Here is a 15230-nt window from a genome sequence, read left to right on the forward strand (position 1 = left end):
TCCCCTGCGAGTCACGGCCTTCAATGACAATGTCGTCGACTTCGCTCATTTCACTTGCTTGTAGGCGAATCGATTCGGGGATCAGTGACTCACCCAGTTCCTGGAGCGGTGCCCCTGCAAGGAAGTCCGCAATCAAACAAGCGGCGTACGCGTGCTCCAGTCGGGTACCGCCCCCGCCGGTCGAATAGGGGCTTGCTCCTGACGCAAGCGGGAGGGAAACACGTTTCACATTCTCGAGCCACGACCGGACAGATGGGGACATTGGGGCCATTTGCCACCTGTTCACTTGTTCCGATCTCTTTGATGTTGCCAAACCAGCATCCCGCAAGCCCGTGAGCGCTCTTCCCGCAGTCGTTGGCGATACCCTCAGGGCAGCGGCAACTTCCGTGCGCGTTACTGGGGTCGCGCTCTCGAGGAGTAGGTCCAGCACCTTGTTCTCCGCATTATTGAGCGGTGCGCGCGTCTCGTCCTCACTAGCCATAGCGCAAGCATAGCGGTGCCAGTGTGCCGATCTGAGGCGACGTCAGTCTCAGATGAACAGGCTCCTTACATAGACGGGTGTAAATCGAGAAAGTATATAAATGGTCAACAGTTACTCACGTCAAAAGGCAGCGCCCCGCAAGTCCCTGCCCCACCCCACTCCTCCACCCGGCTAAAATCGAGGAGGCCCGTTTTACCCCCACCGCACGGGCGGAAAGCGCAGAATGTCCTTCATCGAGAACGCCGTTGCCCGCTGGGCCGAACTGCAGCGGCTCCAGGCGGCCCCCGGCTGGAAACTGACCAACGCCAACGCCTGGGTCCTGGCCCTCTTCCGGGAAGCCTTCACCCGCACCCGGCCCCGCGTGGCCCTGGACGACTTCCACACCATGACGGACACCTTCCTGAACCGCCTCCGCATGGACGGCGTACAGCTGCGTGAGGACTGGACCGGCCGCAACTACGCCGATGACTGGGTCGCCCGCCGCTTCCTGGCCCGGCCCCGCGCGGACGGGAAGTTCGTCTACGAACTCACCGAATCCTCCGCCCGCTTCCTCTCCTACCTGGACGGCTACACCAGCGACAAAACGTCCCTGAACTCCTCCCGCTTGGCCACCCTGCTGGACCGGGTGGAAAACCTCGCGCAGGAATCCAACCCGGACCCCGCCGCCCGCATCGCCGTCCTTAAAGAAGAAGTCGCCCGCCGCGAGGAAATGATCCGCGCCCTGGAATCCGGCGAGGCTCCCCCGCCGCTGCCGGACGACACCGCCGTCGAAGCCGCCCGCGACATCCTGGACCTGGCCGCCGCACTGCCGGCCGACTTCAAACGGATGCGCGACGGCCTGGAAAAGATGCTGCATGATCTGCGCCAGGAAATGGTGGAATCCAACGCCGCCAAGGGCCTGACCATGGGCGAAATCCTCGAAGCAGACAAGAAGCTGCGCAGCACCGCCGAAGGCCGCACCTACGAGGGCTTCACCGCCTTCCTGAACGACGCCGACCAGCAGGCCCGCTTCCGCGCCGCCATCGCCGAGGTCCTCGAACGGGACTTCGCCGACGACATGAGCCCCGAGGACCGGCAGAGCCTGTACCGGCTGATTTCCGACATGCGGGACCAGGCCACCGAAATCCACCGCATCTACGGCCGGCTCTCCGAATCCATGCACACCTATGTACAGAGCGACGAGTACCGCGAGTCCGTGCAGCTGCGCCAGCTCATCCGTGCCGCCGAAACCGCGATCCACAAGGCTCCGCGCGGTCGCCGCCGGGCCGCCGTCGTACCCGCGCCGCAGCTGCACGGTTCGGGCTTCGAATCCCTGAGCATGGTCCGGGTCTACAACCCCGAGGACCACGCCGCCCCGCGCACCCTGCCCGCACCGCCGCAGTTCACCGAGGCGGACATCCACCGCTCGGTCCGCACCCCGCGCGCGGACCGGAGGGCGCTGGCCGACGCCGTCGCCCGGGCCACCGCGAAACGCTCCGGCGCCACCGTGGCCCAGGTGTTCGAGCAGCTGCCGCCCGAACACCGGCACCTGAACAGCATCCGCGCCCTGCTCGCCGGCGGCGCCGCCGGCTTCGATGCGCAGACCCTTGAATCCGTTACCTTTACCCAGATCGACGGCAGCGAGCGCACCGCGCTGCTGCCCGCCGTCACCGTCGCGAAAGCCCCCGAAAAATGAGCGAGACCACCGCAGAACTGTCCGAGGCACCGGAGGAATTCGAGCCGGAGCTTGAGGACCAGGAGGAGCAGGACGCCCCGCGCGACCTCCTCGTCGACGGCCCGGAACTGTTCCCCGGAGACACCGGCACTCTGCCGCTGAAGCTGCGCCAGGCCCTGATCCGGCTGCTGCGCGGCCCCTACCTGGACGCCAGCTCCTCGGACAACGTGTACGAAACCGTGGTGGACAACCAGGAACAGCTGCGCGTGCGGCTGAGTGAACTGTTCCTCTCCCTGGTGATCGACGAGGACCGCAAGGTCGCCCTGCTGCGCCCGGTGGAAATGGCCGAGCCGCACACCTCCGCCCTGCAGCGCCAGCGCGAAATGACCCGCGAGGAAACCCTGCTGCTGCTGCGCATGCGGCTGATCCTGGACCGGCACACCGGCACCGGGAACGAGGCCACGATCGCCCGGCAGGACATCCTCGAGGTCCTCGAGGGCTACGTTGACCCGCTCCAGCAGGACGCCAAATCCGTGGAGGACACCGCGGACGCGGCCATCCGCAAGCTCGTGCAGGACCGCCGGCTGCTGATCCCCACCGAACTGGACAACGTCTGGGTCATCTCCGCCGCCCTGCCGCTGGCCCTGCCCTACAGCCAGATCGGCGACATCGTCACCTTTATGAACACGCTGTCCGGCGACGACGCTGACGGCACCGACACTGAACCCGCCACGAACGACGGCGAGGAGCCGGCATGAGCATCGAAACCACCCTCCCCATGGGAGACCTGATCAATCCCGGCCAGAACCGCCTCTCCTCCGTGCAGATCGTGAACTGGGGAACCTTCGACGGCGCCCACACCATCAAGGTGGACCGCGCCGGCACCCTGCTCACCGGCGACTCCGGCGTGGGCAAGTCCACCGTCTTCGACGCCATGCTGCTGGTCATGGACGCCCGGCCGAAGATGAACGAGGCCGCGCAGAACAACAACGGCTCCAACGCCGAGGAAAAGCGCACCGCGTTCTCCTACATGCGCGGTCGCCTCGGCACCCAGGGGTCCGACGACGGCGCCGGCACCGCCTACCAGCGCCCCGGCGCTACTTGGTCCGCAGTCTGCCTGACCTTCGACAACGGCCTCGGCCGGACCGTCAGCCTTTCCGTGGTCATGGACCTGCCGGCCACCGGCACCGAACACAACCTCGGCCGCTTCTACGTGGTGCATGACCGGCCGCTGAACATCAACGCCCTGCAGGCCGGCATGCGCGGCCGCTTCACCAAGGGAAGCCTGGAAACCCTGCTGCCCGGTGCCGCCGTGTTTGATTCGCACAAGATGTTCGCCGAACGCTACCGCCACGCCCTCGGTGTGGAGGATGAGAAAGCCTTCAACCTGCTGCGCATCCTGCAGACCGGCAAGGGCCTGGGCGGCACCGTCAATGACTTCTTCCGCACCCACGTGCTGGACACCCCGCGCACCCTGACCGCCGCCGAAGAAGCCGTGGAGGACTTCAGCCACCTGCGCAGCATCCGCCGCCAGCTCGAACGCGCCCGGCAGCAGCGCGACCACCTGCAGTCCGTTCCCGAACTGCACACCCGTTACCGGGCGGCCGCCGATGCGCTGGCCACCAACCGGGCTTTGGCCACCGAAGGCCTGCCCGCCTACCGGCAGCGGCTGGCCCTGGCCGGTGCCGAAACCACGCTCGCTCGCGTCACCAAGACAGCATCCGACGCCGCAGCGGAACTGGCCGCCGCCGAAACCCGCCGCACGCTGCTCAAGGACCAGCGCGACGCCCTGAGCACCCGGTACAGCGAAGAGGGCGGCGGAGCCATCGCCACCCTGGAACGCGAACTCGCCGCCGCCGCCGCGCAGCTTCGCTCCCGCGAAGCCGTGGAAAACGCCGCCCGTGAGGAGCTCGCCGCCGCCGGGATCGACGTCGACTTCTCCCCCGCCGGGCTGGTCACCGCCCGCAGCCGCGCCGCGGACCTGCTGAAGTCCCTGAACAAGGAGCTGGACGCCGCAAAGGAGCGCAGCAGCAACGCGCACGGCGAGGCATGGGCGCTGAAGGGTTCCATCGCCAAGCTGGAAAACGAGATCGGGTCCTTCCGCCGCCGCAAGTCCAACATCCGGCAGGAGTCCCTGGACCAGCGGACCCGGATCTGCGCCGCCACCGGCATCGACGAAGCGGACATGCCCTTCGCCGCGGAGCTGATCGACCTGCCCGCCGAGCACGCCGACTGGCGGCCCGCCGCCGAACGCACCCTGCGGTCCCTGGCCACCGCCCTGCTGGTTCCCGGCGAGCACATGGCCGCGGTCACCCGCTACCTCAGCGAAAACGACATGCACGGCTACGTGCGCTGCATCGACGTCTCCGTGCCCCTGGACGGTCCCACCGAGCCGGGCCCGGATGACCTGATCACCAAGCTCATCACCCGCGACACCGCCATGGGCGACTGGGTGCGCCGGAAAATCACTGCACACTACGACTTCGTCTGCGTGGAGGATCCCGCTGGGCTGGCCGGCGTCGCCAAGGGCGTGAGCCTCGGCGGCGCGGTCAAGCGCAACCGCAGCACCACCGAAAAGGATGACCGGCACACCAAGGCCTCGGACAATGTCCTGGGCTTTGACAATAAGGACACCGTCGCGGCACTTGGCAGCGAACTGCTGGCCCTGCGGGCAGTCTTTGAAGAAGCGGACAACGTCTCGAAGCAGCACGCCCGCGAACAGGATGAGCTGATCCGCCGGCTCGCCGCCGTCCGCCGCGTCGCCGACGACGAGCGCAGCTGGGAGGAGCTGTCCGCGCAGGAGGCGCGCACCGCCGTCGAGCAGGCCACCGACCGGCTGGACGCGGCCCGGGACGCCAACACGGACCTGGAGCAGATCCGCTTCGAACTGGACACCGCAGAGCTGGACCTGACCGCGGCCACCGAGAAGGTGGGCGGACTGAAGGCCGAAGCTGCGCGGCTCGAGACGGAGCGGACCGCCGCCGTCGAGCGCCACGCCGCACTCTCGGCCAAGACCCCCGAAGCCCTGTCCGAGGGGCTGCGGACCGCGCTGGCGGCTTTTTTTGAACCGTTTGGGGACCTGACCGACGCCGCCGCACTGAAGGAAGCCGCCGGCGAGGTGGAACGGTCGCTGATCACCGAGCAGGGCCGGCTGGAGAAGATCCTGCTGGAAACCCGCGCGAAGCTGGAGCGGACCTTCGAGACGTTCAGCGACAAGTGGGGTTCGGACTTCGGCACCTCCGTGGACGCCGCCGGGGCCTACGAAGAGCGGTTCGAAGGCATCATCACCGAGGGCCTGCCGCAGCGCGAGGCCGAGTTCCGCGAATACTTCAACAACCGCACCTATGAGCGCTTCAGCGACCTTCTGCAGCTGCTCGATGAGGAACGCCGCAGCATTTCCTCGCGCCTGCTGCCGCTGAACTCCGTGCTGCGCCGGGTGGAATACCACGCCGGCAGCCACCTGGAGATTGAGGTGGCCACCACCGTGCCCGACGCCGCGCACAAGTTCCGCACGGAACTGAAGAACGCACTGCCGATGATGGGTTCACGCCAGGATCGGGCGGACATGGACGCCCGGTATGCCGCGCTCGAGGGACTGGTGGACCGGCTGAAGGATCCGGATGAGAAGCGCTGGCGGGCCGAGGTGCTGGATGTCCGCTCGCACGTGACCATCACCTGCACGCACCGCCTCGCCAGCGGGCACACCTACACCAACCTGCAGGCCTCGCTGATGTCCGGCGGTGAGGGCCAGCGGTTCACCGCGTTCATCATGGCCTCCGCGCTGGCCTACCAGCTGGGCATCGTGTCCCAGGGCTTCAGCACCTACGGCACCGTGATGATGGACGAGGCATTCGTAAAGTCGTCGCTGTCCTTCGCCGAGGCGTCCATCAATGCGCTGCACGAGTTCGGCTTCCAGCTGCTGCTCGCGGCACCGGAGGACAAGGTGGATCTCTCCCGGTTCCTGGGCTCCGTCACGGAAATCCTGCGCGACGACGCCACCAACCGCTCCGGCGTGCTGGAGCGCGGGCTGGGCAACTCCCGGTCGGTGGACATCCTGCTGCGGTAGGCCCGCGGCTCCCAGCTGCCGGGGCCATACTGGAACGATGGCCAACCTAATCTCCACCTGGCGCCGGCAGCTGATCGGCACCTTCAGCAACAACGCCACCGAGATCCCGGAATGGGAACTGGAATTGGCGAAGGGCGACGACGTCGGGCACTTTGGTCCCGATTCCGCCGTCTGGGCGGTGCACGGGTCCATGACGCCGATCATTGCCGGCATCCGGGCGCTGATGCTGCAGGCCCTGCATCCCGGCGCGATGGCCGGGGTGCATGACTTCTCCGACTATAAGAACGACCCGCTGGGCCGGCTGGCCGGAACCATCCGCTGGATCTTCACCGTCACCTACGGGGACACGCACGCGGCGAAATCCGGGTCCGGCTGGGTGCTGCGCCTGCATGAACGGGTGCACGGCATGTATGAGGACGCCGCCGGCGTGGAGCGGCCTTACTCGGCGAACGATCCGGAGATTGCCCGCTGGGTGCATCTGGCCTTCACTGATGCCTTTCTGTCCTCACACGAGCGCTACGGCGCACCGATTCCGGGCGGTCCGGACGCCTACGTATCCGAGTGGGCGGTGGCCGGCGAGCTCATGCGCATCGACAACCCTCCGCGGTCCGAGGCTGAGCTGCGGGAGCAAATGGCCGCGTACGACGGCGAACTGCGCAACAGCGCCTACGTCCGGGAAGCCATGAAGTTCCTGCGCCGGCCGCCCCTGCCGCGCTCCCAGCTGATCGGTTACCGGGTGCTGTTCGCCGGCGCCGTCGCGTCCCTGGAGCCCCGGCACCGGGAAATGCTGGGAGTGAAGGAACCCCGGCTGGGTCCGTTCCGGATTCCGATGCGGCTGCCGGTTAAAGCGGTGCTGGGCGTGATCCGGCTGGGACTCGGCCCGATGGGGCCCAGCGAGAAGTCCGCCCGCGAGCGCATTGCCCGGCTGGGACAGTAGTTTCCGCCACTAGCCCATCCGGCCAATATCACAGGACCGGACCGGAGAACCCTCTTTCGAACCACGCGGCAGCGGTGAAACCATTAAAGGGAAGCGTCATCCAACCCGTACCCGGCGCGTGCGCCGCACGGCCGTTCCCCTAACGGAAAGGAACTATGCGCAGGACTGCCCCTTCCCTGATTCTCGCTTCGGTACTGGCCATCGGCGGCGTCGCCTCCTGCGGCGCACCCGATCCGGCACCCGAAGCAACCGTCACGGCAGAAGCATCGGCCAGCGCACCGGCACAAATGACCTTCTCCGCGGAGCAGATGGACCAGCTGGCTCCCGCCGACGCGCGGGTCATCAGCAACCCGGCGGACCCCCAGGCCACCCTGATCCTCTTCACCGACTACCAGTGCCCCTACTGCGCCATGATGGACACGCTGATTCAGCAGGCCCAGGAGGACTACGGAGATTCCGTCCGCATTGTGGTGCGGAACTACCCGCTGCCCAAGCATCAGAACGCAGAACCCGCGGCCCGCGCGGTGGAAGCAGCGGCCGAACAGGGCGCCCTGGAAGAGATGGCGGCTTCAGTTTTCGAGCACCAGCAGGACTGGAAGACGGCCTCGAACGTGGATGACCTGTTGGCCTCCTACGCCGAAGAGCTCAACCTGGACATGGACCGGTTCCGCGCCGACTACGAATCCGAGGCCATCAAGGACCGTGTGGCCCGGGACCTGCAGGACGCCCAGGACCTGCAGATCCAGCACACCCCCACGCTTATCCTCAACGACCGGGAGATCCAGCTCCAGACGGGCGCTTACAGCGAGATTTCCGAGCCTCTGGATGCTGCCCTGAACAACTAGCGCGCCCCTGGTCGGGACAGCGCCGCGGACCAGTCCGCGCTAATCGCCGCGGGGCCAGGGCCGCCCGCGTACCGCCTCCACGCTCTCGTTGAACTGCCGCAGGAGCGCCACGAAGGCGGCGATGTCATCCTCCGACCAGCCGGCCGTGGCCCGCGCGGTGGCTTCCCGGCGTCCTTTGAGCTCCGCCGACAGACGGCGCGAACCTTCCTCCGTGGGCCGGTGCTTGCGGGCAACGCCGCCCTCGGGATCCTTGATGCGTTCGATCAGCCCGCCCTTCATCGCGGCCGTAATCTGGCGGTGCACCGTGGATACGTCCAGCCCAAACGCGTCGGCCAGTTCCCCCACCGTCATCGGCCCTTCCGCCTCCAGCCGGGCCAGCAGGACGGTGGCACTGCGGTCAAGCGCCGACTCACGTGCGTAGGGGGGCACATCCTGCAGCACATGGCGCGACAGAAGCATGTGTTCGTACACGAGGGTCCGCTGAAGGTCGCTGTCCATTGGCTCATCTTTCTCGAAACTTCCCCGCCCTGCAAACCGGACAGGCATCAACACCACTTGAGATTGTATGATACAAATTGCATTATACAAATGCACTTGATTCCTAGGAGATGCAAAGTGTCGGCCTCAGCTGACGGTACGCAACCACATGCCCCCCAAACTCCACGGAACGGCAATCCGCTCCCCCCGCCCGGCCCCGCCCTGGGACAGCCGGACACCGCAGCCCAACCTGCCGGCCCTCCATCCGGGAAGCAGCCGGTAATCACCCCGGCCTTCACCCTGGCCTGGCTGGTCAACTTCTTCCAGTACCTGGTGTTCTACATCCTGGTCACCACCATGGCCCTCTACGCGGTGAAACAGTTTGCGGCTTCCGACGCCGCCAGCGGCCTGGCCTCGAGCGCCTTCATCATCGGCGCAACGCTGGCGCGCTTTTTTGCCGGCTACCTTGTGGATGCCCTGGGCCGGCGGCGGATCATGCTCGGAGCCCTGGTGCTGGTGGTCATCGCCTGCGCCTTCTACCTGCCCGCAGGGTCGCTGCCGCTGCTGATCACCGTTCGCGTCGTCCACGGCGTCGGCTATGCGTTCGCGAGCACGGCAACCATGGCCATCGCGCAGTCGGCCATCCCCAGTTCCCGCCGGGCGGAGGGAACGGGCTACTTTGCCCTGGGAGCAACGCTCGCGACGGCGGTCGGACCGGCACTGGGCCTGTTCCTGGTTGGTTCCTTCAATTACGACATGCTGTTCTGGACGTCACTGGGAACGGCCATCCTGGGACTGCTGCTCGGATTATTCCTCCGGAAGCCGCTGCGCGAACGGGAGGCCGAGGCTGCCGCCGCCGCTGCCGCTCCGGTGAAGAGGGCGCGCTTCTCACTCCGCGACATCGCAGATCCGGCCGTCATTCCGATCGGGATCTTCATGCTCCTGATCGGCCTTTGCTACGCGGGCGTCATCACCTACCTCAACGCGTACTCGGAGCAGCGTGACGTGGTGACCGGGGCAGGCCTGTTCTTCATCGCCTATGCCGCGGCAATGCTGATCATGCGGTTTGTGCTCGGCAAGGTCCAGGACCAGCGCGGGGACAACGTTGTGGTCTATTTTGGCCTGGTCTTCTTCGCCCTGGCCCTGGGCGTCCTCGCCGTGGCGAACGCCGACTGGCAGATCGTCGTAGCCGGCGCAATGACAGGCCTCGGCTACGGCACCCTGATGCCGGCATCCCAGGCAATTGCCGTCAGCGCCGTGCCCCCGCACAAACTGGGCACCGGCATCTCGACGCTGCTCCTGCTGATGGACGCCGGGGTGGGCCTGGGGCCCATTGCCCTGGGCGTGCTGGTCTCGGCAGCGGGCTACAGCACCATGTACACGGTCCTGGCCATAGTGGTGGTGCTCGCTGCGGTTCTCTATCACGCCGTCCACGGACGCCACGACGTCGCCAAGCGGGGCCGCGTTTCACTCTAGGGGGCCGGCCCCTGGAGTGTCCGCCGCAGCATCAGAGCACGGGGACGGCGTGAAGGACGGACAAGCCAACCGAGACAACAACCGCCACAGCTGACACCCACAGAGCCGCCTTCTGCAGCGTCCGGTTCCCGGTGTTCTGCCTCCTCCTCAGGACCGCCCAGACAAGCATCGCGACCGCGACCAGCGGGAACACAAAGAACACGAGGCCGGCGAAGGAACCCGCGAGCAGCCAAATGTCGGTCCAGGAACGCGCTGCGGCGGGCGCAGGCGCGGAAGGGTCAGCAGGCGCGGACGTGGCGGCCGCGGCAACCTGCTCCACGGGTCCAAAATCGGCAATGACGCGTGCGGCCGTCCGCTCCGAAACGCCGTCCCGGCCGAGGACTTCGGCCGCATGCTCGCGCATCGCCTGAACCGTCTCGGCACGCTCCCGCGCATCGGTTCCGATCAGTGCTCGATCGAGGTCGGCAAAGTACGCCTCCAGCAGTGCGGGCATCGGTTCGGTGGTGTTCATGAGGTCTCCTTGATCATGGTTGTAACATCCGCAGCAAACAGGTTCCAGGTCCCGGTAAAGACCTCCAGGGCCGCCTCGCCCTCACTCGTGAGGTGGTAGTAGCGGCGGGGCGGACCGACCGGTGACGGCTCCAGCGTGGTGGTCACCCACCCCTGCTGCCGCAGACGGGAAAGCAGCGGATAGAGGGTGCCTCCGCTGGCGAACAGGACTTTCCCTTCCCCCAGACGCTCGGCAATCTCCAGCCCATAGGCGGCCCCGGAGCGCAGGCAGGCGAGCACGCAATAGTCCACGGTTCCCTTGCGGAGCTGGGTGAGAACAGATTCAGTGGACGGTGTCATGCACTGCACGCTACCGGTAACTTGCAGTGCATGCAACCATCGGCACCCGGGCGGGTGGCCGCCCGCCACTTCAGTCAGACGGGGCCGAACGCAACCACGCAGTTCTGCCCGCCGAACCCGAATGCGTTGGTCACCGCGTAGCGAACGTCCTGTTCGCGGGCGGTCTTGGGCACATAATCCAGGTCGCACTCCCGATCCGGGCTGGAGTAGTTGATCGTGGGCGGGATGACGCCCTCGCCTATCGCGCAGGCACACAGCAGCGACGCCAGCGTCCCCGCCGCACCTATCAGATGCCCGGTCATGGACTTCGGTGCGGTCACGGCCAGCCGCTCCGCCTCCGGTCCGAACGCTGTGCGAATAGCGACGGTTTCCGTCCGGTCATTGGCCTTGGTGGACGTACCGTGCGCGCAGATCAGGTCCACATCCGCCGGATCCAGTCCGGAACGGTGCAGCGCCTGCGTAATAGCCCGCGCTGCATACTGGCCGGAGGGTTCCGGCGTCACAATATGGAAGGCATCGGACGTCATCGCTCCGCCAAGCACCTCCGCGTACACCTGCGCTCCGCGGGCGCGGGCGTGCGAGAGCAGTTCCATGGTGCACACCACCGCTCCTTCGCCGAACACAAAGCCGTCCCGGTCTGCATCAAAGGGCCGGGACGCTTCCTCCGGGGACTCGTTGTGCCGGGACAGCCCGTGCATGGACGTCAGCCCGGCAAACATGACCGGAGTGATCGCGGCGTCGGTACCGCCGGCAATAACGACGTCGGCCTCCCCCGCCAGCAGCGTCCGGCGGGCATCCAACAGCGCGTGCGTGCCGGAGGCACAGGCCAGGGCGCTGGCGTTGACCGGCCCGTGGACGCCCAGATCCATCGCCACCTCGCAGGCGGGCATGTTGGTGAGCGAGGACGCCACAAAGCTCGGGCTGACCGGCCGGAACCCGCTGCGGTCAAAGAGCCGGGTGGCGTCCTGGATCTCGGGATAGCCGGAGACGGCACTGTTGATGATGATCCCGGCGTCCAGCTCCGCCAGGGAGGTGCCGAGTCCGGCGTCGGCCACCGCCTCCCGGGCCGCTGCGACGGCCAGGTGCGACGCGCGGGAGGAACGGTTCAGGCGTTTCACCGGCAGGAGGGCGGCGGCGTCGAACCCCTTGACCTCCGCGGCGATCCGGGTCGGGAAGTCCGACGCGTCAAAGGCGGTGATCATCCCGACGCCGCTGCGCCCGTTCTTGAGCGCCTCCCACGTGTCCGGCCAGCTGTTGCCCAGCGGCGTCACCGCCCCCATGCCCGTGATGACCACGCGGTCAGGCACGTTCGGGCTCCTTCCCGGCACTGCCGGACACCGGCGGCGCGGGAGTTTCCATCCGCCCTGCGGCCCAGTCCTCGGCCGCCAGGTCCGCCACCTTGTAATGCATTTTCTTGCCGGTGGCGGTCATCGGCACCTCGTCCACAAACCGGTAGCCGCGCGGGCGCTTGAAATCCGCCAGCCCCAGGTGCGCCAGGCAGAATTCCTCCAGATCTGCGGCGGTGAGTTCCGGATCGCGGCGGATGATGTAGGCGGCAACGCGCTGCCCCCACTTTTCGTCCGGAACGCCGACGACGACGGCGTCCAGCACCCCGGGATGGTCCGCCAGCGCCGCCTCCACCTGGACCGGATGGATGTTCTCGCCGCCGGAAATGATCATGTCATCGGTGCGGCCCAGAATGGTCAGGAACCCGTCCTTGTCCCAGGTGGCCAGGTCGCCGGGATAGATCCAGCCGTCCAGGAACTTTTCCTCCTCCACACCCGGCAGGTTCACATAGCTGAACCCGGACTTCGGGGAGCGCATGATCACCTCGCCCTCCTCGATGCCGTCCCGGGCGGCGAGCTCATCGGGGCGGGCCCGGCGGTCCTCGAAGACCTTGACCACGGCGACGTCGTCGTCCGTCAGCGCCCTCCCGGCGGTGCCGGCGCCGGCGGGCAGGTCCTCGGGCCGCAGGAACGTGTTCCAGAATCCCTCGGTGGTGCCGTAGCCGTTGAAGATCCGCGGCGTGAGCAGCTCCTGGTAGCGGATGGCCGAGGCCCGGTCCAGCGGTGCGCCCATCGTGACAATTCCGTTCAGGGTGCTGAGGTCCCGGGGATTCTTCTCCTGCTCGGAAGCGATCATTTCCAGCGTGGTGGGGGCGCCGATCAGGAAGGTCAACCCCTGCTCGCCCACCCAGTCCAGGACCGTGGCCGCGTTGAAGCTGCGCAGCGGCACCACGCCGGCGCCGATATAGAACGCGGGGCAGGGACCGCCGGAGTGCAGGCCGCCGCGGTGGAACCAGGGTGTCATGTTCAGCGTGCGGTCATACGGGGACAGCGGGAAGTGCATGATCACGTCATGGGCGCTCATGAGCTCCGCGATGGAAGGCAGGGCGACACCCTTGGGCATGCCGGTGGTACCCGAAGTGTAGAAGCGGGTGCTCTCCTCGTAGATGGAAAAGTCCTCCGGCAGCGCCCTGAGCTCGCCCTCCGCCCGGGCCACGGCGTCGTCGAACTGCTCATGCCCCGCGGCGCTGCCCGTATCTCCGCCCGTGCCTTGGCCCTGCCCCGACACCAGCACTGCGGGTTCGACGCCGGCCAGGGTTAGGGCCTGCTCGGCAGTCCTGGCGATCTCGGCGTCGAAGACGTACACACCCGGATCGCTGTCCCTCAGGATGTGCGCGGTCTCCGCCGGGGCGAGCCGGTAGTTGGCGGGCACCCCCACGGCGCCGAGCCGCTGCGCCGCCAGATACAGCAGGGCAAAGTCGATGCCGTTGTAGAGCTGGAAGAGGACCCGGTCCCCGCGGCCGATTCCGCGCTCCGCCAGGGCCAGAGCCGTCCGGTCCACCTCCTGCCCCAGCTGCGCGTAGGTCAGTTCCCGTCCGGCAACCGGGTCGGTGATGGCAACCCGGTTGGCGAACCGGGAGACGTTCCGCGCGAATCCCGACGCGTAGGTGAGCTCATGCTCAAAGTACTTCTTGAACCGGGCGGGGTCATAGGCCATGGTGCGGTCCTTTCGGGGAGGAAGAGTTCCTTGGGGACGTTCAGGGAATCCTAGGGACTGCGGACCGGACGCGGCGGAAAGGCCAGCCCGGCGGGTGACGGACCATGGCCGACGCCGCCGTGCAGCGCCGGAAACCCACGGCCACGGCAGGCTCCCGCGGGGGCTGATGAAAGGTCGACCCGTATCCCATACCCAGAGACAGTGGCACCGGAGTTAAAACGAAACAAGCCCCATCCGCCGGATAAATCCGGTGGATGGGGCTTGAGTGGCGGAGGATGGGGGATTTGAACCCCCGAGGGCGTTAACCCAACACGCGTTCCAGGCGTGCGCCATAGGCCGCTAGGCGAATCCTCCAGGCTTTTGCTCCGTAAGAAGCAGATATAAGACTACCCGACGCAGGCCCAATCCAACGAATCGAGTCATTCAAGGGCCTCCGCCGCCGGATCGGGCAGTGTGCGCCCCCAGAGCCGCAGCACCAAATTTGCCAGCGGAATCGCCAGCCAGGTGAGGATTCCCGCGACCGGATTCAGTAGTGCAATGGGTATCGAAACGAAGAAGACCACCGGAGTCACCGGAGCACGGACCCTGGCGAAGGTCAGCAGGCGCGGGTCAACATCTTCCTTAAACATGTTGCGGTGCCCGGCATAAAGCCAAAGCCAGGTGTTGGCCGCGCCGATGAGGCCCAGGGTGGCGGCATAAATAACGACGCCGAGAACATCGTCGTTATGGAAAGCCAGCATGTCGGTGGCATAACTGAGCAGCCCGATGAAAAAGAGGAGCACCAGGTTGATCCGCTGGAGGCCGGCCGTGAATCCCTTGAGCAGCCGAAAGAGGCGGTGATGGCTAAGCCAGTACGTCCCGGCGACGGTGAAGGACAGCAGGTAGGCAACAAACTCCGGCCACTGTTCGGCGACGGCACGGCCCAGATCCCCGTCCGGGACCTGGGGAATCTTGATGTCCACGGCCACAAGGGTCATGGCAATGGCGAAAACGGCATCGCTGAAGAACGTGGTGCGCTCAACGTCTTCGCCGGAACTAACCCGGCGGGTATAGGCGTGATTCATATTCCGGGGCACAGGACCATCTTGGGCGGTGCACCCGGCTGCCGTCACCCCGGAAGCGCCCTGACTGCGGCGGGACGGCGGAAACGGTTCCTGCCTGGCTTCGGGGGAGCCGCTCCTCCGGACACCCGGGTTGGCCGCCCATCCGTTGTACAGATCAGGGCGCCATTCCGGCTTCAGAAGCCCTTTACCTGTACAACGAAGTGTCCAATCGCACAGAACTGCCTGGATTCGGTGCGGTTTCCTGCGGCCTTCGACCCGTTGACGCCAAAAACCCGGCGTGTTAAACAGTTCAGGCCCGCACCATACGGTGCGGGCCTGAACCTCTCAACCAAATATTGTCCGGCGGTGACCTACTCTCCCACACCCTCCCGGATGCAG

12 protein-coding genes and 1 tRNA gene are annotated in these 15230 nt (G+C 66.7%); 6 read left to right on the forward strand and 7 right to left on the reverse strand.

Annotated features, from left to right (window positions below; genetic code table 11):
• The first annotated feature begins 704 nt into the window (after nucleotides 1–704).
• From AC4D2Q_RS16335 to AC4D2Q_RS16355, 5 genes are all read left to right on the forward strand, one after another.
• Nucleotides 705–2156: a DUF3375 domain-containing protein gene (locus tag AC4D2Q_RS16335; RefSeq protein WP_490947500.1), complete on the forward strand. Its 1452-nt coding sequence runs from the start codon at nucleotides 705–707 to the stop codon at nucleotides 2154–2156.
• Nucleotides 2153–2893 carry a DUF4194 domain-containing protein gene (locus AC4D2Q_RS16340; protein WP_490947501.1) on the forward strand — a complete coding sequence of 247 codons (741 nt, stop codon included), beginning with the start codon at nucleotides 2153–2155 and terminating at the stop codon, nucleotides 2891–2893. The genes AC4D2Q_RS16335 and AC4D2Q_RS16340 overlap by 4 nt, the downstream gene beginning before the upstream one ends.
• Complete coding sequence (locus AC4D2Q_RS16345; RefSeq protein WP_490947502.1) at nucleotides 2890–6201, forward strand: ATP-binding protein; 3312 nt, start codon at nucleotides 2890–2892, stop codon at nucleotides 6199–6201. Before AC4D2Q_RS16340 ends, AC4D2Q_RS16345 begins: the two co-directional genes overlap by 4 nt.
• Nucleotides 6202–6238: 37 nt before the next feature.
• A complete protein-coding gene (locus AC4D2Q_RS16350; RefSeq protein ID WP_490947503.1) occupies nucleotides 6239–7138 on the forward strand; it encodes an oxygenase MpaB family protein in 900 nt (299 codons plus the stop codon).
• Nucleotides 7139–7293: 155 nt separating this feature from the next.
• Nucleotides 7294–7983: a DsbA family protein gene (locus AC4D2Q_RS16355; protein WP_490947504.1), complete on the forward strand. Its 690-nt coding sequence runs from the start codon at nucleotides 7294–7296 to the stop codon at nucleotides 7981–7983.
• Between the two features lie 39 nt (nucleotides 7984–8022).
• Here AC4D2Q_RS16355 and AC4D2Q_RS16360 read toward each other — a convergent pair whose 3' ends face one another.
• The gene (locus AC4D2Q_RS16360) at nucleotides 8023–8481 is read right to left on the reverse strand and encodes a MarR family winged helix-turn-helix transcriptional regulator (RefSeq protein WP_490947505.1); all 459 of its coding nucleotides are present in this window, start codon (nucleotides 8479–8481) and stop codon (nucleotides 8023–8025) included.
• A 117-nt stretch (nucleotides 8482–8598) separates the two neighbouring features.
• Between AC4D2Q_RS16360 and AC4D2Q_RS16365 the strand changes: the two genes are divergently transcribed.
• Nucleotides 8599–9936, forward strand: coding sequence for an MFS transporter (locus AC4D2Q_RS16365; RefSeq protein WP_490947506.1), 1338 nt, complete (start codon nucleotides 8599–8601; stop codon nucleotides 9934–9936).
• A gap of 31 nt (nucleotides 9937–9967) precedes the next feature.
• Here AC4D2Q_RS16365 and AC4D2Q_RS16370 read toward each other — a convergent pair whose 3' ends face one another.
• The 6 genes from AC4D2Q_RS16370 to AC4D2Q_RS16395 form a co-directional block, all read right to left on the reverse strand.
• A complete protein-coding gene (locus AC4D2Q_RS16370) occupies nucleotides 9968–10447 on the reverse strand; it encodes an HAAS signaling domain-containing protein (protein ID WP_490947507.1) in 480 nt (159 codons plus the stop codon).
• Entirely contained in the window at nucleotides 10444–10785 is a 342-nt protein-coding gene (locus AC4D2Q_RS16375; RefSeq protein WP_490947508.1) for a PadR family transcriptional regulator, read from the reverse strand. Before AC4D2Q_RS16375 ends, AC4D2Q_RS16370 begins: the two co-directional genes overlap by 4 nt.
• A 74-nt stretch (nucleotides 10786–10859) precedes the next feature.
• Nucleotides 10860–12092 carry a beta-ketoacyl-[acyl-carrier-protein] synthase family protein gene (locus AC4D2Q_RS16380; protein WP_490947509.1) on the reverse strand — a complete coding sequence of 411 codons (1233 nt, stop codon included), beginning with the start codon at nucleotides 12090–12092 and terminating at the stop codon, nucleotides 10860–10862.
• The gene (locus tag AC4D2Q_RS16385; protein WP_490947510.1) at nucleotides 12085–13788 is read right to left on the reverse strand and encodes a class I adenylate-forming enzyme family protein; all 1704 of its coding nucleotides are present in this window, start codon (nucleotides 13786–13788) and stop codon (nucleotides 12085–12087) included. Before AC4D2Q_RS16385 ends, AC4D2Q_RS16380 begins: the two co-directional genes overlap by 8 nt.
• A gap of 266 nt (nucleotides 13789–14054) precedes the next feature.
• Nucleotides 14055–14142 (reverse strand) — tRNA-Ser (locus AC4D2Q_RS16390).
• A 65-nt stretch (nucleotides 14143–14207) separates the two neighbouring features.
• Complete coding sequence (locus tag AC4D2Q_RS16395) at nucleotides 14208–14852, reverse strand: TMEM175 family protein (RefSeq protein ID WP_490947511.1); 645 nt, start codon at nucleotides 14850–14852, stop codon at nucleotides 14208–14210.
• Between the last annotated feature and the right edge of the window lie 378 nt (nucleotides 14853–15230).

The sequence above is a fragment of the Arthrobacter sp. TJ-178 genome (assembly GCF_058269275.1).